The sequence below is a fragment of the Chryseobacterium sp. MEBOG06 genome, from assembly GCF_021869765.1.
GTDB lineage: Bacteria > Bacteroidota > Bacteroidia > Flavobacteriales > Weeksellaceae > Chryseobacterium.
The window spans coordinates 2,155,047-2,176,490 of record NZ_CP084580.1 but is presented as its reverse complement, the minus strand read 5'-3'; the positions used below and the strand labels follow the sequence as shown (position 1 = coordinate 2,176,490).

The window sequence follows — 21,444 nt, the reverse complement described above, 5'->3', positions numbered from 1 at the left end:
AGCCGATTATTTAACAGAAAAATCAACTTCTGCTGTTAATCTTTATGATAGTTTGAAATGATTTCAATAGCAGCCTGTTTATATTCCTCATACTGTTTGACAAATGCTTCAAGTTTAGCTGATGCGCCCGGCTTGTTCACTTTTACTCTTCCCTGCCCTTTTCCAAGTAATGTTACATAACCTTGGTCCGTATAATCTATGTTAGTATAAAGCGGCCATGAGAACCCTTTATGAAATCCCTTCTTCACTGAGGGTAAGGCAGTTTCCAGAAAGGCAAATTCCGGGGTTTCCAGTGTTGCCATTCCTATTCTTATATATTGGAGTTTTCTCAATTCCAATACAGGAAGAAAAGCCGGAAAATCAGACTTACAATTAATTAACCCAAGGCTGAAAAATTCTAAATCAGGAAGCCCTGCCAAAAATGAAAAGTTATTGATAGGCTGTTTCCAGTCTAATGTACCCTCAATATGAAGAAACTTTAATTTTTTTATCCCGCTAAGCCCTTCAAAATCTGAAATACTGCGCAAATTTTCCAGATGAAGGCACTTCAGCTTTGCAAGGTGCTGTAACGGTGAAAGATCTGTAAATCCTGAAACATATTCCAATGCGAGTTCTTCTAAGTTCACAAAGTTTTTCATAAATTCAATATCTTTAATCCGGAAAGAGGTAATTCTTAATCTTTTAATACTATTCAGTTCGCTGATCAGCTGAATCTGTTCCTGACTGGGCTGATCGAGATTAAGTTCTTCAATATTAGGGTATTCAAAAATCTGCTTCCAGTTTTTATGGTGTTTACTAACTGTTATAATTTTAACGTCTTCTTTATCCGAAATTTCTTTATCAACAGAATATACCAGTCTTTCATTAGTCGGAATCATTTTCCAATAATCCCCCTTTCTATCCAATAAATCCTCAAAATGTTCTCGCATTAGTATTATATTATTCTACAGAATTTTTCAAAAGATCTCTCAAAATATATTGAAATTTATGAATTTTATTTTAAAAGCTTCAATTTAGTCTTTTCCCTGGCTTTCAGCTTATATTTTCTATAAGAATTGCTGATGCTCCTCCGCCTCCGTTACAGATTGCTGCGATCCCGTATCTGCCCTTTTCCTGACGTAATACATTCACCAGTGTTGTTATAATACGTGCTCCGGAAGCCCCGATAGGATGCCCTAACGCAACAGCTCCGCCATAAACATTTACTTTATCTAAATCATAGCCCAGAATCTGCTGATTGGATAAAATAACAGATGAATAGGCTTCATTAATTTCAAAATAATCAATATCAGAAAGGCTTAGACCTGCCTGCTTCAATACTTTATTAATAGCTATTGAGGGTGTGGTGGTAAACCATTCCGGTGATTGGGCTGCATCAGCATAGGCTATAATTTTAGCCAATGGAGTAAGATTATGCTCCTTAACAGCTTCTGAAGATGCCAGGATTATGGCTGCTGCACCATCATTTAAATTGCTTGAGTTAGCTGCAGTGAGTGAGCCATCATTTTCAAAAGCAGGTTTTAGCAGGGAAATTTTTTCCGGGATAAGTTTATCAATATCTTCATCTCTATCTATCACTGTCGTTCCTTTTCTTCCTTCAACTGAAATACTGATCAGTTCATTACTGAATTTACTGTTTAAAACAGCATCCTGAGCTCTCTTATAAGAAAGCAAAGCATAATCATCAAGCTGCTGTCTTGTAAGCCCGTATTTCTTCACACCAAGTTCTGCTGCACTTCCCATATGGAAATCATTATAGACATCCCACAAGCCATCTTTAATCAATCCGTCTGTAAGCGTTGTATCTCCTAATTTTTTACCGTGACGGAGATGTGTATAATGCGGAACATTACTCATACTTTCCATACCTCCTGTCATTACAATATTTTCCAGTCCAAGCTGAATTTGCTGTGCCCCTATCATTGCTGATTTCATTCCGGAAGCACAAACTTTATTGATCGTTGTAGCATCTTTATTTACCGGAATTTTAGAAAAAACAGCTGACTGTCTGGCTGGTGACTGCCCTACGCCTGCACTTAGTACATTTCCCATATACACGCTGTCTATAGACTCCGGGGTGAGCTGTACACTTTCATAGGCATTCTGTATGGCCAGAGCCCCTAGCTGAGGAGCTGAAAATCCGGAAAGACTTCCCATAAATCCACCGATAGGTGTACGCTTAGCTGCAATTATAAATACTTCTTTCATAGTAATATGTTATTTAAAAATACCAATCGGTATATTTTTAGTTAAAAAATTCTCTCCTTGCTGATGGGATCTATACAAATATAAACAATTTATACCGATTGGTATTATTTATATTAAAAAAAAGTCTTACAACTTATGGTAAGACCCCAGATTTTTATTTCCGACTCAGTTGATCAAGTTTTTTCAGTAAGGTTGGAATCCTGAAAGTACCGTGCATCAGCTCTATTTTGGATTTTATTTCATCTACATCAACCCCTTTTGCAGTAAGAAAAAGAGGTGTTTTACTTTCTCCCCGCAATACATTTCTCCTTTGGGAATCAGGACTTGTAAATCCGTTTTTTGCAATTCCAACAATGGGATATTTTTCTTCTAAAGCTTCGTACAAATGTCCACCTAATCCGATTTTACCTTCATTATCAAGGGTTACATAACCGTCAACAAGGATAATATCCCCAGGACGTAATAGTATTTTCTTTAACAGGCTCAAGATGCATGGCAACTCTCTTTTATAAAATGCTCCGCTTTCATATTCAGAGTTGATATCTGTTTCTTCAATAAAGACCTCAACTTCATCTTCTGAATCCCAGTTTTCAAATGCAAGACATACCGTATTGGCATAGTCTTCATAATAATAGGTGTCAAATGCGTATATCATATTTTATTCTTAAAAAACTCTCCAAAATGCCATAAAATTCCTGACGGATCATGTACAAAGCATTCTTTTCCCCATTCCATTATTCTTACGGGAGTAAGTTTTACATTTTCATATTTACTGGCAAGGCTGAGTGACAAAAGCTCCTGCCAAAATTCATCTGTATTGTCAACTTCCATAAAAATCATTGTATTTTCTATCCAGTCTTTGGCATAATAGTCCTGAAGGTAAAAGGCTGTTTCCTGTTTTCTGAACAAAGAAAGCTTAGATTCAAGAACTATTTCTTCAAAACCCAGATCTTTATAGAAACTTCTGCTTATCTCAAAGTTTTGAGCTCCAATAAAAGGGCGGATTGATTTTACCTGCTGTTTCATGGCTGCTTTTTATTTTTATGAATCCTTTTAAATCGGATGTTAATCGTATTATTGGCAAGCACAAGGTTTCATCTTTTATAAATTTCAAACGGCATTTAAAAAAATTCTTTATTTTAATGGCTTTTATTTATCATTTCTTTGTCCTTGCCAACAAACAACATTATTACTTCTTATCTACAACAATTCTTTCTGCTCTGTTGGCAATGTCCCAGGCAGTAGTGAAAATAAGCTGAGTTCTCTTTTCCAGCAAATTATAATCAATTTTGTCCGGATCATCAGTGGGTTTGTGGTAATCTTCGTGAATTCCGTCAAAGAAAAATGCTACAGGAATATTATGTTTTGCAAAATTATAATGGTCTGAACGGTAATACAATTGCTCAGGATCATTCAGATCATCATATTTATAATTAAGTTCCAGGTTATTGGTTCTTTTATTGGCAGCTTCGTTGATGACTTTAAGCTCTGAGCTCAACATTTCTGAACCAATTACATAGACATATTGCTTTCCTCTGTTGGCGGGATCATCACGTCCAATCATATCTATATTAAGGTCAACTACTGTATTCGCTAACGGGAAAACAGGGTTCTGGGAATAGTATTCTGACCCAAATAAACCATGCTCTTCTCCTGTAACGTGCAAGAACAACATAGATCTTTTAGGTCCTTTTCCTGCTTTTTTAGCTTCCTGGAAAGCTTCGGCAATTTCCATTACAGCAACGGTTCCGCTTCCGTCATCATCAGCACCATTGTATACCACTCCGTTTTTCACTCCAACGTGGTCATAATGAGCAGAAACAACCACAATTTCTTCAGGCTTTTCGCTTCCTTCGATAAAGGCCAGAATATTTTCAGAATCCGGAAGGTTACCTCCTCCTCTTTTTTTCATAAAATCTGCAGGAACTTTCTGGTAATAAGAACCTAATGCTTTGGGCCCCGAAATTCCTAAATTTTTATAATAGTTAATGATATACTCTCCCGCTTTTTTCTGTCCTTTACTTCCGGTATCTCTCCCTTCCATCTCATCGGATGCAATTACATAAAGGTTCTTCTTAAGGTCCTCAGCTTTGATCATCTTATATGCATCAGAAAAAGCCCTATCATACTTTGTAGATACAGGATGGGATGATTTACCATCAGACATTTTTGCCGTTCCGCAACTGCTAAGTACAGCTACAGAAAATAACGGAATAAGTAGTTTTTTCATAAAGAATAAATTTCTTAAAAATAACATTTTTTATTGAATTTAAGCAACGAACGACAAAGATCTTAAAACAAGGGCAGAATCATTCATTTATTAATATATCACAAAAATTAAAATCAATACTGCATTAATTTTTTATTACATTTGAGAAAATTACAAAATAGATGAAGGAAATACAGAATTATACTCATTATTCCTTTTTTACAGCAATGTCCGAATTGGCATCAAAGCATGGAAGCTATGATCTTTCGTTAGGTCTTCCTGATTTTGATATTGATGAAAGGCTCAAATTCTTTTTAAAAGAATCGGCTGAACTCGCCACTCATAATTATGAACCTCTTGCCGGTAACCCTCTCCTGATTAAAAATATTGTTAATTTTAATGCAAAAAGAAAAAACAGCATTGCTGTTACCACCCGGGAAGTAACTATTATCCCATGTGCAACTTTTGCTTTATATACTGCACTCAAATCTATTCTGAATCAAAATGATGAAGTTATCATTATTCAACCTTCCTATTATACTTATGGGCCTTCTGTGGTAATGAATGGAGGGGTTCCGGTGTACTATGATCTAGAAGATGATTTTACTGTAGACTGGGACGGATTCAAAGATTGCATTTCTGAAAAAACAAAAGCTATTATTGTCAATTCCCCACAAAATCCAACCGGAAAAATTTGGAAAAAAGAAGACTGGAACCAGTTGTATGACCTCATCAAAAACCGTGAGATCTATTTGATTTCGGAAGAGATTTATGATACCTACTGTTATGATGAGACTGATCATTACAGCTCATTTATTCATCCTGAGCTTAGAAAACGGACATTTTGTATTTTTTCCTTTGGAAAAATGTTTCATACCTCAGGGTGGAAAGTCAGTTATATGCTCGCTTCCGAAGAGTTAACGGCAGGATTCAGGTGCCACCAGCAATATATTTCTTACAGTGCCAATGTTCCGGCTCAGTATGCTTTGGCAAAATATATGGAAGTATTTGATCCGAAAATGAATACCGTCATAATGCAGAGGAAAAGAGATATTTTTAACGATCTTCTTAAAGAAACATCCCTGATCATTGAACAAAAGGCAGAAGGAAGTGTTTTCCAGATCGTCAATTTCAGAAATATTTCCCGTACCATGACTGATGTAGAGTTTTCAAAATGGCTGACTGTAGAGAAGAAAGTGGCCTGCCTTCCTCTTTCAGCGTTTTATCATTCAAGACATGATTCAGATTATATAAGGTTCAGCTTTGCTAAAAAAGATGAAGTAATCATTCAGGCTTTGGAACATCTGAGAAAAAATCTTTAATTCTTAAATTCAATCCGGCACCTATAAAAAAGCACCGCAAAAACGGTGCTTTAATAGTATTTTCAATTGATTTTAAAAAGCCAGAACTCTTACATCAATTCTTCTGTTTTTTGCCTTACATTCATCGGTATCATTAGCTTCGCAAACAGGATGTTGTATTCCGTAGCCTTCAGCTTCTATTCTGTCCGCAGGAACACCCAGTTCCAAAAGCTTAAGCTTTGCTGTTTGTACCCGTAAACTGGAAAGCTGCTGGTTGCTTTCTTCACTTCCGCTGTTATCAGTATAACCGCCTAGCTTTATTTTCATATCAGGATAAGCATTTAAGATTTCAGCCAGGATATTCAGCTGCATTTCATAACCAGCTTTCAGATCACTTGATCCTGTTTGAAAATAAAGGTTTTCAATGGTATACCATTTATTAGAATCCAATATAGACTTATCTCTTTGCTTAACAGCCTGATAAAGCTGATAAAGCTGGCTACCATCTCCTAAGGCAATAGTTTGACCTCCGTTCAGTTTTATTTTCTGGATATTACCTGTTTCATACACAAAATCTCCGTTTTCGTTAAGATGACCTTTCACTTCACTAGGTGAAGACGGCACTCCGGTAAGATCTGTATTCAATGCAGTTGAATTCATATTGGAAATTCTCATAAGGCTTTCCAGCTTAGCCTTTCTGTTGGCTTCAATTTTATCTTTATGCAGCACAGCAAGAGTAGGTGCTATCACTAATGAGACAATCGACATCAGCTTAATAAGGATATTCATAGAAGGGCCGGAAGTATCTTTAAACGGATCTCCCACAGTATCTCCTGTTACAGAAGCTTTATGAGGTTCAGATCCTTTATAATAAGTCTGTCCGTTGATATCTACTCCTTTTTCAAATGATTTTTTTGCATTATCCCAGGCTCCTCCTGCGTTATTCTGAAACATTCCCATCAGAACTCCAGTTACTGTAGCACCAGCTAAAAATCCTCCCAACACTTCAGGACCAAAGATAAAGCCCATTAGTAATGGAGAAATAATTGCAATAGCTCCAGGCAGCATCATTTTTCTAATGGAAGCATCCGTAGAAATGGCAACACATTTTTCATATTCCGGCTGTGCTTTTCCTTCTAAAATTCCGGGAATTTCGCGAAACTGTCTTCTGACCTCTTCCACCATGGCCATTGCAGCCTGCCCCACTGCCGTGATGGCTAATGAAGAAAATATAAATGGTATCATCCCGCCTACAAACAGCCCAGCTAAAACATCGGCCCTGTAAATATCTATTCCATCGATGCCGGCAATTCCTACAAAAGCAGCAAACAAAGCTAATGCAGTTAATGCAGCTGAAGCGATAGCAAATCCTTTTCCTGTAGCCGCTGTTGTATTTCCTACCGCGTCGAGAATATCTGTTTTTTCACGGACTTCTTTCGGCAGTTCACTCATTTCGGCAATACCTCCTGCATTATCGGCAATTGGTCCAAAAGCGTCAATGGCCAGCTGCATTGCTGTGGTAGCCATCATCCCTGCCGCTGCAATAGCTACTCCATACAGCCCTGCACATAAGTAAGAACCATAAATTCCGCCTGCCAACACAATAATCGGCAGCAAAGTAGACTCCATTCCAACGGAAAGTCCTCCGATAATATTGGTTGCATGGCCTGTGGAAGACTGTCTGACAATACTGGAGACGGGTCTTTTTCCCATGGCTGTATAATATTCTGTAATGATACTCATTAAGGTTCCTACAACCAATCCTACCATAATAGCTCCAAACACGCCCATTTTTGTGAACTCATGCCCTCTTAGAACCATTTTTTCAGGAAGAATATAGGTTACCAGAAAATAGGATGCGACGGCAGTAATAACAATACTTCCCCAGTTCCCTAAGTTCAGTGCATTCTGTACACTGGATGTAGATGAACCTTCATTATCATTGATTCTTACAAACAGGGTTCCTATCATCGAAAATATAATCCCGGTTCCTGCAATCAGCATCGGCAAAAGAATGGGTGCAAAACCTCCAAAAGAATCATTAGAGATTGTTTCTCTTCCCAATACCATAGTGGCAAGAACAGTAGCCACATAAGACCCAAAAAGATCCGCTCCCATGCCCGCAACATCTCCTACATTATCTCCTACATTATCTGCAATAGTTGCCGGATTTCGGGGATCATCTTCAGGAATTCCCGCTTCTACCTTTCCTACCAGATCTGCGCCAACGTCTGCTGCTTTTGTATAAATTCCGCCTCCAACTCTTGCAAAAAGAGCTATAGATTCGGCACCCAGAGAGAATCCGGTAAGAATTTCAATTGTTCTTTCCATTTCGTGAGAATCTACCGTGGCTTCGGGTGCAAAAATCTGTTTAATGATCAAAAACAGAGCTCCCAAACCCAAAACAGCCAGCCCTGCAACTCCCATACCCATCACAGAACCTCCTGCAAAAGATACCTTAAGCGCTTTGGAAAGTGATGTTCTTGCTGCTTCAGCAGTTCTTACATTTGCCTTTGTAGCGATCTTCATCCCAATAAATCCTGCTGAGGCAGAAAATATGGCCCCTGCTACGAAGGCAAGCCCTATACTCCAGTGTGAATTGGCATTACTAGCTCCCATTATAGCCAGTAAAATAGCAACCACTACTACGAAGTACATTAAAATTTTGTATTCGGCTTTTAGAAAGGCCATTGCACCATCAGCAATGTGTCCGCTGATTATTTTCATTTTTTCGTTTCCAGCATTCTGCCTACTTACCCAATTGCTTTGAATATAAGTATAGACTAAAGCCACCACACCAAAAACAGGAATTAAATAGAACAAATCCATAGTTTATTATTTTTATATTAAAAAAATGTAATTAGTCTTATAAATATACTCAATTTATAAACACTTAATAAAAACCATCCATAATAATATATTATTTTGTAAATTTACTATTCACACCTATTTGAATTAATTATTATGAAGAAAACACTCTACACTCTTTTTTTAGCAGCTGTAATAAGCAGTTGTCAAAACAGAGCTCCCAGGGAAAAAGCGGAAATACTCTATTTTGGAGGACCTATTCTGACGATGGAAAACACTCCTGCTCGCGTGGAGGCCGTAGCAGTAAAAGATGGGAAAATACTTTTTGCGGGAACGAAGTCAGACGCAGACCGCTACTTGGAGCCAACGACTAAGATGATTAATCTGAATGGGAAAACCTTACTTCCCGGCTTTATTGATGTTCATGGGCACCTTACTTCAAGAGCGGGAACAATGGACGCGGTAGATCTGTCTCCTGACCCTTATGGTACTGTGAATTCAATTAAAGATCTGCAGATTGCAATCAAAAACTACATTAAAAGCAATAAGATCGCCGATAAGCAACCTGTTATCGGAAATGGTTATGATGATGCTATTATGGTAGAACACCGCCATCCTACAAAGACAGAACTGGATGCAATCAGTAAGACTAATCCTATCATTGTTATTCATGCTTCAGGTCATGCCAGCGTAGCCAACAGTGCGATGCTGAAACTTGTGGGAATAACAGAATCATCAAAAGATCCTGCGGGAGGCCATATTGGAAGAGATAAGAAAACTGGAAAATTAAATGGAAAATTAGAGGAAAATGCAAGCTTTACAGCCTTACTTACAATAACTGAAATGATGAGTAAAGGTAAGGATACTCAGGCCCATGCTATGGAAAATCTGATGAAAGCCCAGAACGAATGGCTCAGCTACGGACAGACAACCATTTGTGACGGAAGGACAATGGGAGAAAATGTAGCACTATTAGAAAAAGCTGCTTCTCAAAATCTCCTTAAAGCGGATGTTGTTTATTTTCCGGATTATGAATATTTCAAAAAAGATTTCGAGGCTTTTAGGCCAAAGTATATGAAGTATGACAATCATTTGAAGTTGGCAGGGTTTAAATTTTCCGATGACGGCTCTCCACAGGGTAAAACGGCATGGCTTACTCAGCCTTATTTAGTTCCCCCGGAAGGACAGTCTAAAGATTATAAGGGGTTTCCGATCTTCTCCGATGACACATTGTATGAAGATCTGAAAACACTTTTTCAAAATCACATAACGGCACAGCTTCACGTAAATGGAGATGCTGCAATAGATCAGGCAATACGTGTCATTAAAAGGTTAAAAGATGAAAATATTTATAAGCCAGAACTGCGTGCTACATTAATCCATGTACAGAACAGCCGCCCTGATCATATTCAAAAAATAAAAGAATTAGGAGTAATTCCGTCTTATTTTTCCACCCATGCCTATTTGTGGGGAGATTGGCATTATTCAAGTGTTTTTGGTCCTGAAAGAGCCTCTTTTATAAGTCCGGCCAATTCAGCATTAAAAGCAGGAATTACTTTTACAATCCATCATGATTCTCCAGTTACACCACCCGATTTGATTACAGCAGTATATGCAGCAGTGAATAGAAAAACCAGATCAGGAATGATTTTAGGTCCCAATGAAAGAATTACCCCTCTTGAAGCCTTAAAAGCAATTACTATTAACGGAGCTTATCAATTACAGGAAGAAGATAGAAAAGGTTCTATCAAGGCTGGTAAACTAGCTGACTTTGTCATCCTTGATCAGAATCCTTTAACAATAGATCCTGAAAATCTTAGAGACATTAAAGTTCTCGAAACCATAAAAGAAGGTAATACCCTATACAAAAGAGACTAGATACATTTACTGATTACCCATTTATCATGAAAAAAATTATTATACTTTTTTTTGGTCTTATATCAGGAGCTTCTGCTTTTGGACAGGGCCACTATACAGGATCTTCTTTTAATCCCAATGATTATTTTGCTCCACATCCGGGATGGATTATTCCTGTCTGGTATGGCTATGCCAATATGGATTATCATAACGCTTCAGGCCAAAAGTCTGACCAGCTTATTAATCCGGCTCCCGGAAATCCCACCGAATTACATATTAAACAGAATGTAAAGACCAATTCTTTTATTCTGATGGCAATTTATGGAGGAAAAGGAAAAGTTTTGGGAGCCAACTGGGGAATGATGATTATCCCTACCCTGAATAGTCCTACCGCTAATATTGCACTGGATTATTACTCCAGCCAGACAGGATCAGGAAATTATGTTTTCACCAATAAAAGTATTGGGTTTGGAGATATGTATATTCAGCCAATATGGTTATCCTGGACCAAAGGAAAGTTCAGCTATGCTGTAAATTATGGGGTTTGGGCCCCTACAGGAAAATATAAACCTCATGATCTGGATAATGGCGGACATGGATATTGGTCTCACAACATCCGTGTAGCCGGAAAAGTGAAACCAACTTCTAAAACGAATCTTAGTATCGCCACTACTTTAGAAGTCAATCACTGGCAAAAAGATACTGATTTTAAAGAAGCGAGTCATTTTACCATAGATGCCGGAGGATCATTTGTTTTGGATTCAAGAGGTGATGAAATAGGTCTTTTTGGCCACTACACAACTCAGGTTGGTAATGACAAAGGAACTAACGGAGGTTTTGCATCTGATCAGATCGCAGGAATTGGTGCATTTGCATCTTATTGGATTGTTCCAATGAAAATTGGACTAATGGGAAGAATCACTCAAAATTTCGCAGTGGAAAACAGATTTGGAGGAACCGCCATTCAGGTTGGGCTTAATTTCTTAATCCCAAGCACCAACCACTGATATTTCAAAAAGGCTTAAATACTATCAAAAATATATAAAGCAAAAAGCAGATGAAAATTCATCTGCTTTTTTGTTATGCCTGGAAAGGAATATTATCCTCCGAATTTTTCAGCGTAGTCTTTCTGAGAAGCTACGATTACTTTTCTTGCATGTTCTGCTCCGTATACCTCCTGGATTCTGCATTTTGCAGGCTCATCAGGAAGGTTTTTATAAGTTAGGAAGTAATGCATTAATCTTTTAACTTCTGCTTCAGGTAATTCAGTAATATCTCTGAAGTGTCCGAAAGCATGGTCATTGATCATTACTGCAACAATTTTATCATCAGCTTCTCCTCCATCGATCATTTTGAAACCACCGATTGGAATAGCTTCCATCAATAAACCTCCTGCATGAATATTGTGAGAACTCAAAACACAGATATCAAGAGGGTCATGATCACCCATCGTTACATCAGTAGCACCAGCTTCAACCGCAAGCTTCATTACTTCAGTATGACAGTATGTTCTTGGCACAAAACCATATAAAGCCGGAATGATATTGGAAAACTTCTGAGGCCTGTCTACCTTTAAATATCCTGTTTCTTTATCTACTTCATATTTAATAGTATCTGAAGGTACAATTTCCACAAATACGTTTACAACATTTGGCGCATCTTCTCCTGCAGAAACTCCGTGCCATGGATGTGCTTTAAAATTTGGAATCATTATTTATCTGTTATTTTTTAAGTTATTATTAAAATTTCTCTTTTTAAATCCTCTATCGTTGCCGCAATATAATCGTTGTCTTCCATATAGTTCATGATAAAGATAGTCTTGAACTCTTCCAGTTCGGCATTTCCTTTCAATCCGTCATATGTTTTATGAAGCAGATCTATAATAGCATTTTTAGAGTCTGCGATATTCTTCCAGGAATTTTTTGTGATATAAAGCTGTTGTGAAGAGTTATATTCAAACTCATCATTAATAGTCTTCTCTGTAAGAAAAATAAATTCATGAACTGCGAGCTGTTTATCAAATTTCTGGACCAGGTTTGATGGCTTGATCCTGTCCAGAAACAGGGTCATTCTTTCATAGGAGTGTGCCTTATTTTCAGAATTTGATTTCACAGTAAGCAGTTTAATCTCCTGATTTTTAAGGGTGATATATGAATGTACAAATTGTCTGAGCAAAACCAGAAAAGGAATTGCAATAATCAATGCAAATGCATAAGGTAGATATCCTGAAAGACTCATCATAATTTTAGACTGCAAAACTACTAATTATTTTCCGTCTTGTAAAGAGTTTTTAAAGATATCCACTTTAGAATTCTGTATATAAATTATAGATAGTATAATTAAAAGGTAATAGCCCAGCATCATCCTGTTGACTAATGACGGAAAAACCAGAAATCTTAAAAAGACTGTGCAGTAAATAATACCAAAAAACAAAACCTGAGCCTGATTTTTTTTGTTCTGCAAATAAAAATGATTAGCCAGAATAATGACTATGAAAAGCAATAACACCGGAAAATATGAAGCATTGAACTCCAGCATTATATTACTTTTAATAAACTGCAGATAATCAGCAAAATGGAATGAATCAGGATGCGATACAGGATAAATCTGCACTTTTGTAAACTGGTTCATAAATAAAACAGACCACGAAACCTGATTAAAAACCTGTATCAAAAAGAAGGACAGGAAAAGATATCCATAAGATACCAGCAACGTTCTTGTTGTGATCTGGAGACTGGTTCTGTAAAGGTATATAAATCCGTAGAGGAATGAGTAAAAAATAAAATACTCTGGTCTGGTAAGAATACACAGCATTGCAAAAATACTTGCTGCAAGGAAATTCTTTTTGATACTGAATACATAAAAGCTTAAAAGCAGCAATAAACAGGATAAAGAATCCGCAGAGGCATGTCTGCTTGACTCTAGCAAGGGTTTAAACAATGAAAATAAGAACGTTATAATAAAAGCAAGGGTATAATTTTTCAGAATTTTTATCAAAAAAGAAAAAATCAGAATCAGAATCAGTGCATATGAAATAATTGAGATTAAAAATGTAGAAGTAGAAGCGCTAGCCCCAATTTTAAAGAAACACCAGTTGATGAAATTATAAAACGGTTTTACTGCAAAAAGCTGTAATTCTTCTTCGTATGCTTTGGGATTTTCTGATATGATCTTATAATACGTGCTTTCACCTTCTGCTATCTCTTCCACCATAGAGTTTATGGGATCTAAACCGGCAAAATGAGGATTTTTTTCTTTCAATTCATCATATACTTTCTGATGAATTTCTTCGATCTTCATATCAGGATATTCTGTTTTATAAATCAATCCCATATAGGCCTCCATATCCGTATTGTAATACTGATGGGTATAAAGATAGTATGACATGATACATACATAGACTGAAAATATAAAAACAAAAATATTTTCCTTTTTTTTCATACGTTCTGTTATAAGAATACAAAAGTAAAAAACTATCTTTCTAAAAATGCATTCTTACAAAAGTTACCTTAAAATAAATGCCTGAAAAATTAAAGTTCAAACAAAGCCGGTCTCTGGGTTACCTCATGATAGCATACGCTGTTTTGATCAAAAAAGTGATAGACTAAACTTTTTCTGGTTTTATTTTTATCAGTATGCGGCTCTCCACCGTGTAGAATATTAGCATGCCATATCAGTAGATCACCTTTTTTCGCCCGAAAAACTTCTTTTTTCAAACCTAGTTCTTTTACCTTTCCTTCAAGAAATTCTTCATATGCTTTATAACTTTTCTTCCCAATTTTCAAGGCTGAGCCTTCATTTTCATAATCAGAATTCAGGAAATAAGGAAGTTTATGACTTCCAGGAATATAGTGCAGAGCTCCGTTGGTTTCATCTACATCTTCAAGAGCAATCCAAACTCCCAAAAGTCCTCCCAACGGGTAGGTAGTCATGTGAATACTGTCAGAATGTGTCTTCTGCTGGCTGCCATTAATGAAATTAATACTTTGAAATAATTTTGCTTTCCCATCTATCAAAACAGATAAAAACTCCAAAAAATTTTTATCATTTCCAATATTCCTGATTATTTCCGAATGATGAATGGCAAACATAAGTTTTCCGCCATAACGAAACTTCAGAGTGCCATTTTCCATCAAATTATCGATTTCTGCATTGATCTTATCGGCATCTTCGGGGCTTAAAAAATTTCTGAGAATCATATAGCCATTATCATCATACTGAAGGGCACTTTCTCTGTTTTCTTCTGATAATGTTTTGTAAAAAGGAGTTTCAGTCAGCTTACGATCATCTGCCATTCTTTCTTTAGCAGGAAGGTGAGCAAAATCTTTACTGGAAATACTGGAAAAATAGCTCTTATTGATTCCGTATTTTTTATATAATGGAATATTATGCTTTAACTTGCTTTTTTTGAATAAGTTATATAGCATATATGAAAATTTGTACTGACGAATCTGTTGTAGCATAACTGTTTTAATAAGTATTGTATAAAGTTACGGAATCCTGCTTAATTAGAACCAATCTAAACAACTCTTTTCATTATAAAAAAGCTTTTCCTGCCATAATAAGGCTACCTAGTTTCTTAAGAAGGTCCTTTTTTGAATTTTCAATAATTCCATACGGTCTTAATTCTGGACGAAAACCCCTGAAAAACTCTTCAATATTTGGCAATTCTCCTCCTTCAAAATCAAAAATATGAGTTTCAATTACTTCCTTAAGTATATGATCAATTAAGACTGATGCTCCGGATAATTTTACATAATCTTTATCATTAAAATTTCCTAAAAGAGCGACCATAGAGTGATCTCCATAAGTAGCAATTGCATTGACAATTTTATTCTGATAATAAAAAGCTGTGAATTTCAGAGTGTTTAAATTATAAAAGCTTTCAAAAATCCTCATAAAATCAAACAAGTCACTGTCTTTATCCGTTCCTATTGTATTGGCTTCTATAAAGGTTCTGGCCTTATCATAGGAAATAGTCCTGATCTCCGAGTCTTTTAGAATTTCCTCATCCAGGCGGAGCTTTCTCTTCCTTTTTGGAGAGTACTTCGCATATATAGCCTCATAAGAATCAGGATAAAGTAAAAAATTTTTTTTAATCCGGATTTTTGTACGGAAATGATTATCATCATTAAAACAATAGATTCTTATCAGGTAATTTTTTTTTAGATATTCTAAAAACGCTTCATTAAGATCAGCATCATCTTTAGCTGAAAAAACCCCCAATTGCTGGCAAAGCTTTGGATTGTGTACAATTTTAACTCCATATTTTCTCAGGTAAGGCACAGGCATTACAGCTTCGTAATTTCCATACACCAAAACTTCCCACTGCCTTTCTGAAGTAACATCTAAAAAGTCTTTCGAGGCACTGTATTTTCTCTGTTCAGAACGGTCTAAACAATGAGCATATTTTACAAAATCAATTTCATGGTATTTCAATCTTCTAATCATAACAATCCTGCGTCCGAGAAACTATAATATGAATTCTGAGTAATAATAATGTGGTCTAAAAGCTGAATATTTAACGAATTTCCTGCTTCTTTTATTTTTTGTGTGATACTAATATCTTCCCTGCTTGGTTTCAGACTCCCTGAAGGATGATTGTGAGCAATAATAATTCCTGTAGAAAAATGCTCCAGAGCTGTTTTAAACAAAATTCTTACATCTACAATAGATTGACTAATCCCTCCTTGTGTAAGCTGTGAAACATGAATTACTTTATTACTATTATTAAGTAAAATAGCCCAAAATTCTTCAGTTCTTAAATCGGAAAGCTGATTTTTGAGAACTAAATAAGCACTTTTGCTATTTTCAATAATAGATTTTTCGGGAATTTCCTGCCCTGCTCTTCTTCGTCCTATTTCTAATGCTGAAATAATAGAGATGGCTTTTGCTTCGCCAATTCCTTTAAATTTCATCAGATCCTTAGCTGAAAGCAAACTCAATTGATGCCAGCTGTTGTTAACTGAAGTCAGGATCTTTCTTGCCAGCTCTATTACGCTATCCTCTTTATTTCCACTTCCCATAATGATGGCCAGCAGTTCTGAATCAGAAAGTGAATCTTTGCCTTTCTGCAAAAATTTTTCTCTTGGTCTGTCATCTTTGGCAAGAAATTTTATAGTCATGGAAATAAATTATTGGTGATTAATAAAACGCGTACAAAATGATCGGCTGTTTTGACTTATCAATATATTTTGCAGACTCTTTCAAAGCATTTACTGAAAGCATTGGACATCCTAAACTCAGGCATACGGGAGACTGAGATTCTTTATCGGGAATACATCCAAACGAATGAAGAACAATGGCTCTTTGCATTGCATTGCTGTTGGAAGATTCTAATCCTTTTAAGCGATATGCTTTTCCAAATTTTCCGATATAACTTTCCCCAACTGAGTATTTCCCCAGGGAAGACTGATAAGAACCATCTGTATTACTGAATTTCAGCACATCAGAGCCTGGAAGTACAGAGCCTGAGCCATGAGATACAACAGCTTTCTGTACTATTTTATCATTCTTCAGGTCGTAAATGCAATACCTGTATTTTCCGGAAGGTACTTTAAAGTTAATAAAAATCGCCAATCCCTGATTATATTCTTTTCCCTTAATGTAGTTTTTAACTTCCGCCACCCTTGTCTGGGGCAAATCGAAAGTTTTCAACTGCTGAGAATTAGCTTTTGAAAAGGAAATTAAAGATATAAAAAGGAAAATAAAGTGTTTCATCATTTGGTTAAGCTGGGATGCTGTTATTCTATGATCATTCCGTCTTTCATCACAAGCTTCCGGTCTGTGATCTCCGCAAGGTTTGGGTTATGTGTCACAATTACAAAAGTCTGGTTGTATTTGTCCCTCAGATCGAAAAACAACCTGTGAAGATCGTCTGCATTTTTAGAATCCAGGTTACCCGTGGGTTCATCTGCAAAAATAATTTTCGGGGAATTGATTAAAGCCCTTGCTACAGCCACCCTTTGAGCTTCTCCACCTGAAAGCTGATTGGGCTTATGCTGCAATCTCTGTTCTATCTTCAGATCTTCAAACAGAGCATAAGCTTTCTCAAGTGCTTCTTTCTCATTGGCTCCGGCAATTCTTGTCGGAAGCAATACGTTTTCCAGTGCTGTAAACTCCGGAAGAAGCTGATGAAACTGAAATACAAAACCAATATTCTGATTTCTGAATTTAGACAGCTGTTTATCATTCATATTGATAAATGATTCTCCGGCTATTGCAATTTCAGTATCGTATTTATTGGACTGGCTGGGATGATCAAGAGTTCCAAGAATCTGCAGCAATGTAGATTTACCTGCTCCAGATTCTCCAACAATAGAAACAACTTCCCCCATTTTGATATGAATATCAACTCCTTTCAGTACTTCTAAATTACCATATGATTTATGGATATTTCTTGCTTTAATCATGATTCAAAAATAGTGAATTGCCTGCAAATAAAAAACCGCTTTTTCAAACGGCTTATATTTTATTAGTATTTTAATACTATCATATTCTTCTAATCCATTTGAAAAAGTCTTTTCATTAATATTTTCAACTATTTTGGTTCGTCTTTCCAGTCTCCAAATGCTAGAATTCGTACAAAAACAAAATTGATAAGCAAAATATCAAGATTTTCTTCATTATTGTTTCGTGAAAATCAAACCTTCTGTTTCCGTAAGATATATAGTTCTGTCAGGATTTCCAGGACAATTCTGCTCAGTGATTACCATTGACTGTGCTCTTTAGGTCCGGGAGATTTGTGTACTATTTTTTTTTCAAATAAATATCTCCCCAGCCAACTCTACAATTAGTTCAACTATATAAACAAATTATCGTATTTTTTGTTGGATGAATCCTGTAGCTATATATAAACCTGTTGTTAATATGGAAGAGATTATGAAACCTGAAGAAGGATATGTACTGATTAACAATGACTCTTCAAATTTGCCAAGTGATCATGGAAACGGTCTGGTCCAAAACAAAACCATCAATTATAATATTTCAGAAAAACTGACAGAGCAATATGAATAAAGAATAGTAGAATTGAAAGCGTAGTTAAAAGAACTGAAAGAAGAAATAAAAATTCTGAAAAAGTAGTTTTATAAGGGTATAAAAAACAAAAACCTCCCAAATTGGGAGGTTTTAATATTTTCAATCTGGAAAATTACAGTAACAGCGTTAATGGATTTTCTAAATATGTTCTTAATGTCTGTAAGAATTGAGCACCGGTAGCACCGTCTACTACTCTGTGGTCACATGCCAATGAAAGCTTCATTGTGTTTCCTACTACGATCTGTCCGTTCTTCACGATTGGTTTTTCGATAATAGCTCCTACTGAAAGGATTGCAGAGTTAGGCTGGTTGATAATACTGGTGAACGTCTCGATTCCGAACATTCCTAAGTTGGAAATAGAGAATGTAGATCCTTCCATTTCGTTTGCTTTAAGGCCTTTGTTCTTAGCTCTTGAAGCCATATCTTTCACAGAAGCAGAAATCTGAGTATAGCTCATCTGATCTGTATTCTTCAATACAGGAACCACAAGCCCGTCAGGAATAGCTACCGCTACACCCACATTAATGTTTCCTCTGTGAATAATCTTATCTCCTGCCCAGCTTGAATTAACCTGAGGGTGTTTTCTTAAAGCAATTGCAGTAGCTTTAATGATCATGTCATTGAATGAAATTTTTGTATCTGGTATAGAATTGATTTCTTTTCTGGCCTCAATTGCTTTATCCATATTGATCTCAACCATCAGATAGTAGTGAGGTGCAGAGAATTTACTTTCAGCAAGACGTTTTGCAATCACGTTTCTTACCTGAGAGTTTGGAGTCTCCGTATCTTCACCCTGTACAAAGCTTACAGCAACCTGAGCAGCAGCAGCACTTGCAGCCGGAGCTGAAGCAGCTGGTTTAGCAGCAGGCTGATAGTTTTCAATATCTTTTTTAACGATTCTTCCGTTTTCACCAGAACCCTGAACACTGTTGATATCAACTCCTTTATCCTGAGCCATTTTCTTAGCCAATGGAGAAATTGCAACTCTGTCAGAAGATGAAGAGCTTACAGCCGGAGCCTCTTTCTCTTCAGTTTTAGCTTCTGCTTTTTGTTCAGCAGGCTTATCTGATGCCGGAGCAGCTTGTGGAGCAGCACCTACTGCTGAAACATCTGTTCCTGCAGGGCCAATGATAGCCAGTACGGAATCCACCGGGGCAGCACCTCCTTCTTCTACTCCCTGCTTCAATAGTACTCCATTGAATTCGGATTCGAAATCCTGTACTGCTTTATCTGTTTCGATTTCAGCAAGAAGGTCTCCTTCTTTTACTGTATCGCCTACATTTTTATGCCATTTAGCCACTTTCCCCTCTGTCATGGTATCAGAAAGTCTTGGCATTGTAATAAGTTCTACACCTGCCGGAGTTTCTGCAGCAACAGTTTGAGCAGCTTCTGCTTTAGGCTGTTCTTCTGATTTTTTTTCTTCAGAACCTGCACTGGGAGCAGCAGCTCCGCCTGTCAAGCCTGAAATATCTTCTCCTTCATTACCGATAATTGCCAAAACTGAGTCTACAGCAGCAGCAGCACCTTCTTCTACACCTACGTATAAAAGAGTACCGTTTATTTCAGATTCGAAATCCTGAACTGCTTTATCAGTTTCAATTTCAGCTAAAATATCTCCTTCTTTTACTTTGTCCCCTACTTTTTTATGCCATTTTGCCACTTTACCTTCCGTCATAGTGTCGGACAGGCGGGGCATCGTAATTACTTCTGCCATAATCTATATTGATTTGAGATTCGAGATTTGAGATTTGAGATTTTTCGGAAATTTCAAATTTCAAATTTCAAATTAATTTTTATTTATTGATTTTCTAATTTGTCTAAGAATGGATAATTTTCCTGAGAATACACATATTCATAGATCTTCTCAGCATCTGGATATGGAGAATTTTCCATGAATTCGATACATTCTTCAACAAAGTCTCTTGATTTGTTATCGATAACTTCCAATTCTTGTTCTGTAGCCCATCCATTTTCAAGAAGTCTGTGTTTTACCAATTCAATTGGGTCATCATTCTTGTGAATAGCTACTTCTTCTTTAGATCTGTAAGGTTCAGCATCAGACATAGAGTGTCCTCTGTAACGATATGTTCTAGCCTCGATGAATGTTGGCCCGTCACCTCTTCTTGCTCTTTCAATTGCCTCATAAGCAGCTTCTGCTACTTTTACAGGGTCCATTGCATCTACAGCAAGACAAGGCATTTCATATCCTAATCCTAATTTATAGATATCTTCGTGGTTGGCAGTTCTTTTCACAGAAGTTCCCATTGCATACTGGTTGTTTTCTACCACAAATACTACAGGAAGTTTCCAGTTCATTGCCATGTTGAAAGTTTCATGTAAAGAACCTTGTCTCGCAGCACCATCTCCGAAGAAACAGATATTAACAGCTTTTCTGTCAAAATATTTATCTGCGAAAGCAATACCAGCACCCAAAGGAATCTGTCCTCCAACGATACCGTGTCCACCGTAGAAACGATGTTCTTTACTGAAAATGTGCATAGATCCACCCATACCTCCGGATGTTCCAGTTGCTTTACCGCAAAGTTCAGCCATAATTCTTTTAGGATCTACTCCCATCGCCATTGGATGGATGTGACATCTGTAAGCAGTAATCATACTGTCTTTAGACAAATCCATTGCATGTGTGAATCCGGCAGGGATTGCTTCCTGACCATTATACAAATGTAAAAATCCTCTGATCTTTTGTTTTAGGTAAAGAGAACGGCATTTGTCTTCAAACCTTCTCCACATTGTCATATCTTCATACCACTTCAGGTATACCTCTTTAGAAAATTCTTTCATGTGTTAGCTCTTGCTTTTATATGATGAAATAGTTGAGCAAAATTAGGAAAAAAACTTTGTTTTTATTCTATACATAGATAACTTTTCACTTTTTCTCTGAAATCTATTTGCAGGCGGAGTGTATTATTCTTAATTTTCGACCCGCAGAAATCTCCGTAAAGTAACATCTGATCTGTTGTATTCCTACTTACGGTTTATAAAAAACCACCCTGTTCATAAGGT

General features: G+C 36.7%; 20 protein-coding genes. 4 read left to right on the top strand and 16 right to left on the bottom strand.

What is annotated here, in order from left to right; all coding sequences use genetic code 11:
- Nucleotides 1–35: 35 nt before the first annotated feature.
- From LF887_RS09990 to LF887_RS09970, 5 genes are all read right to left on the bottom strand, one after another.
- The gene (locus LF887_RS09990) at nt 36–929 is read right to left on the bottom strand and encodes a leucine-rich repeat domain-containing protein (RefSeq protein ID WP_236859044.1); all 894 of its coding nucleotides are present in this window, start codon (nt 927–929) and stop codon (nt 36–38) included.
- A 103-nt stretch (nt 930–1,032) separates the two neighbouring features.
- The gene (locus LF887_RS09985; RefSeq protein ID WP_236859043.1) at nt 1,033–2,208 is read right to left on the bottom strand and encodes an acetyl-CoA C-acyltransferase; all 1,176 of its coding nucleotides are present in this window, start codon (nt 2,206–2,208) and stop codon (nt 1,033–1,035) included.
- Between the two features lie 154 nt (nt 2,209–2,362).
- Entirely contained in the window at nt 2,363–2,863 is a 501-nt protein-coding gene (locus LF887_RS09980; protein WP_236859042.1) for an endonuclease V, read from the bottom strand.
- A complete protein-coding gene (locus LF887_RS09975; protein WP_236859041.1) occupies nt 2,860–3,234 on the bottom strand; it encodes a glyoxalase in 375 nt (124 codons plus the stop codon). The genes LF887_RS09980 and LF887_RS09975 overlap by 4 nt, the downstream gene beginning before the upstream one ends.
- A gap of 163 nt (nt 3,235–3,397) precedes the next feature.
- Entirely contained in the window at nt 3,398–4,438 is a 1,041-nt protein-coding gene (locus tag LF887_RS09970; protein WP_236859040.1) for a M28 family metallopeptidase, read from the bottom strand.
- Between the two features lie 161 nt (nt 4,439–4,599).
- Here LF887_RS09970 and LF887_RS09965 point away from each other — a divergent pair, with 161 nt between their 5' ends.
- Entirely contained in the window at nt 4,600–5,739 is a 1,140-nt protein-coding gene (locus LF887_RS09965) for an aminotransferase class I/II-fold pyridoxal phosphate-dependent enzyme (protein WP_236859039.1), read from the top strand.
- Nucleotides 5,740–5,811: 72 nt separating this feature from the next.
- On the opposite strand, the gene LF887_RS09960 is transcribed toward LF887_RS09965, so the two are convergent.
- Nucleotides 5,812–8,547 (bottom strand): sodium-translocating pyrophosphatase, encoded by a 2,736-nt coding sequence (locus tag LF887_RS09960; RefSeq protein ID WP_236859038.1) that lies wholly within the window; start codon nt 8,545–8,547, stop codon nt 5,812–5,814.
- A gap of 135 nt (nt 8,548–8,682) precedes the next feature.
- Between LF887_RS09960 and LF887_RS09955 the strand changes: the two genes are divergently transcribed.
- Nucleotides 8,683–10,404 carry an amidohydrolase gene (locus LF887_RS09955; protein ID WP_236859037.1) on the top strand — a complete coding sequence of 574 codons (1,722 nt, stop codon included), beginning with the start codon at nt 8,683–8,685 and terminating at the stop codon, nt 10,402–10,404.
- A 26-nt stretch (nt 10,405–10,430) separates the two neighbouring features.
- Nucleotides 10,431–11,390, top strand: coding sequence for a transporter (locus tag LF887_RS09950; protein WP_236859036.1), 960 nt, complete (start codon nt 10,431–10,433; stop codon nt 11,388–11,390).
- Between the two features lie 92 nt (nt 11,391–11,482).
- Here the strand turns inward: LF887_RS09950 and LF887_RS09945 are convergent, their stop codons facing one another.
- The 8 genes from LF887_RS09945 to LF887_RS09910 form a co-directional block, all read right to left on the bottom strand.
- Nucleotides 11,483–12,094, bottom strand: a complete 612-nt coding sequence (locus LF887_RS09945; RefSeq protein ID WP_236859035.1) for an inorganic pyrophosphatase — start codon at nt 12,092–12,094, stop codon at nt 11,483–11,485.
- Nucleotides 12,095–12,111: 17 nt separating this feature from the next.
- The gene (locus tag LF887_RS09940; protein ID WP_236859034.1) at nt 12,112–12,624 is read right to left on the bottom strand and encodes a hypothetical protein; all 513 of its coding nucleotides are present in this window, start codon (nt 12,622–12,624) and stop codon (nt 12,112–12,114) included.
- A gap of 24 nt (nt 12,625–12,648) precedes the next feature.
- Nucleotides 12,649–13,824, bottom strand: a complete 1,176-nt coding sequence (locus tag LF887_RS09935; protein WP_236859033.1) for a hypothetical protein — start codon at nt 13,822–13,824, stop codon at nt 12,649–12,651.
- 89 nt (nt 13,825–13,913) lie between these two features.
- The gene (locus LF887_RS09930) at nt 13,914–14,810 is read right to left on the bottom strand and encodes a phytanoyl-CoA dioxygenase family protein (RefSeq protein ID WP_236859032.1); all 897 of its coding nucleotides are present in this window, start codon (nt 14,808–14,810) and stop codon (nt 13,914–13,916) included.
- Nucleotides 14,811–14,919: 109 nt separating this feature from the next.
- A complete protein-coding gene (locus LF887_RS09925) occupies nt 14,920–15,834 on the bottom strand; it encodes a hypothetical protein (RefSeq protein WP_236859031.1) in 915 nt (304 codons plus the stop codon).
- Entirely contained in the window at nt 15,831–16,508 is a 678-nt protein-coding gene (gene radC, locus LF887_RS09920; protein WP_236859030.1) for a RadC family protein, read from the bottom strand. The genes LF887_RS09925 and radC overlap by 4 nt, the downstream gene beginning before the upstream one ends.
- Before the next feature lie 19 nt (nt 16,509–16,527).
- Complete coding sequence (locus LF887_RS09915) at nt 16,528–17,106, bottom strand: murein L,D-transpeptidase catalytic domain-containing protein (protein ID WP_236859029.1); 579 nt, start codon at nt 17,104–17,106, stop codon at nt 16,528–16,530.
- A 20-nt stretch (nt 17,107–17,126) separates the two neighbouring features.
- Nucleotides 17,127–17,795 carry an ABC transporter ATP-binding protein gene (locus tag LF887_RS09910; protein WP_236859028.1) on the bottom strand — a complete coding sequence of 223 codons (669 nt, stop codon included), beginning with the start codon at nt 17,793–17,795 and terminating at the stop codon, nt 17,127–17,129.
- A gap of 457 nt (nt 17,796–18,252) precedes the next feature.
- Here LF887_RS09910 and LF887_RS09905 point away from each other — a divergent pair, with 457 nt between their 5' ends.
- Entirely contained in the window at nt 18,253–18,399 is a 147-nt protein-coding gene (locus tag LF887_RS09905; protein WP_236859027.1) for a hypothetical protein, read from the top strand.
- A gap of 133 nt (nt 18,400–18,532) precedes the next feature.
- On the opposite strand, the gene LF887_RS09900 is transcribed toward LF887_RS09905, so the two are convergent.
- Both LF887_RS09900 and pdhA read right to left on the bottom strand, forming a co-directional pair.
- Nucleotides 18,533–20,134: a pyruvate dehydrogenase complex dihydrolipoamide acetyltransferase gene (locus tag LF887_RS09900; RefSeq protein ID WP_236859026.1), complete on the bottom strand. Its 1,602-nt coding sequence runs from the start codon at nt 20,132–20,134 to the stop codon at nt 18,533–18,535.
- An 83-nt stretch (nt 20,135–20,217) separates the two neighbouring features.
- Nucleotides 20,218–21,222: a pyruvate dehydrogenase (acetyl-transferring) E1 component subunit alpha gene (gene pdhA, locus LF887_RS09895; RefSeq protein WP_236859025.1), complete on the bottom strand. Its 1,005-nt coding sequence runs from the start codon at nt 21,220–21,222 to the stop codon at nt 20,218–20,220.
- Nucleotides 21,223–21,444 lie beyond the last annotated feature (222 nt).

What these genes read in the sequence shown, in the direction of transcription:
- LF887_RS09990 (WP_236859044.1), bottom strand. Translation starts at nt 929, where the DNA reads ATGCGAGAACATTTTGAGGATTTATTGGATAGAAAGGGGGATTATTGG.
- LF887_RS09985 (WP_236859043.1), bottom strand. Translation starts at nt 2,208, where the DNA reads ATGAAAGAAGTATTTATAATTGCAGCTAAGCGTACACCTATCGGTGGA.
- LF887_RS09980 (WP_236859042.1), bottom strand. Translation starts at nt 2,863, where the DNA reads ATGATATACGCATTTGACACCTATTATTATGAAGACTATGCCAATACG.
- LF887_RS09975 (WP_236859041.1), bottom strand. Translation starts at nt 3,234, where the DNA reads ATGAAACAGCAGGTAAAATCAATCCGCCCTTTTATTGGAGCTCAAAAC.
- LF887_RS09970 (WP_236859040.1), bottom strand. Translation starts at nt 4,438, where the DNA reads ATGAAAAAACTACTTATTCCGTTATTTTCTGTAGCTGTACTTAGCAGT.
- LF887_RS09965 (WP_236859039.1), top strand. Translation starts at nt 4,600, where the DNA reads ATGAAGGAAATACAGAATTATACTCATTATTCCTTTTTTACAGCAATG.
- LF887_RS09960 (WP_236859038.1), bottom strand. Translation starts at nt 8,547, where the DNA reads ATGGATTTGTTCTATTTAATTCCTGTTTTTGGTGTGGTGGCTTTAGTC.
- LF887_RS09955 (WP_236859037.1), top strand. Translation starts at nt 8,683, where the DNA reads ATGAAGAAAACACTCTACACTCTTTTTTTAGCAGCTGTAATAAGCAGT.
- LF887_RS09950 (WP_236859036.1), top strand. Translation starts at nt 10,431, where the DNA reads ATGAAAAAAATTATTATACTTTTTTTTGGTCTTATATCAGGAGCTTCT.
- LF887_RS09945 (WP_236859035.1), bottom strand. Translation starts at nt 12,094, where the DNA reads ATGATTCCAAATTTTAAAGCACATCCATGGCACGGAGTTTCTGCAGGA.
- LF887_RS09940 (WP_236859034.1), bottom strand. Translation starts at nt 12,624, where the DNA reads ATGATGAGTCTTTCAGGATATCTACCTTATGCATTTGCATTGATTATT.
- LF887_RS09935 (WP_236859033.1), bottom strand. Translation starts at nt 13,824, where the DNA reads ATGAAAAAAAAGGAAAATATTTTTGTTTTTATATTTTCAGTCTATGTA.
- LF887_RS09930 (WP_236859032.1), bottom strand. Translation starts at nt 14,810, where the DNA reads ATGCTATATAACTTATTCAAAAAAAGCAAGTTAAAGCATAATATTCCA.
- LF887_RS09925 (WP_236859031.1), bottom strand. Translation starts at nt 15,834, where the DNA reads ATGATTAGAAGATTGAAATACCATGAAATTGATTTTGTAAAATATGCT.
- radC (WP_236859030.1), bottom strand. Translation starts at nt 16,508, where the DNA reads ATGACTATAAAATTTCTTGCCAAAGATGACAGACCAAGAGAAAAATTT.
- LF887_RS09915 (WP_236859029.1), bottom strand. Translation starts at nt 17,106, where the DNA reads ATGATGAAACACTTTATTTTCCTTTTTATATCTTTAATTTCCTTTTCA.
- LF887_RS09910 (WP_236859028.1), bottom strand. Translation starts at nt 17,795, where the DNA reads ATGATTAAAGCAAGAAATATCCATAAATCATATGGTAATTTAGAAGTA.
- LF887_RS09905 (WP_236859027.1), top strand. Translation starts at nt 18,253, where the DNA reads ATGGAAGAGATTATGAAACCTGAAGAAGGATATGTACTGATTAACAAT.
- LF887_RS09900 (WP_236859026.1), bottom strand. Translation starts at nt 20,134, where the DNA reads ATGGCAGAAGTAATTACGATGCCCCGCCTGTCCGACACTATGACGGAA.
- pdhA (WP_236859025.1), bottom strand. Translation starts at nt 21,222, where the DNA reads ATGAAAGAATTTTCTAAAGAGGTATACCTGAAGTGGTATGAAGATATG.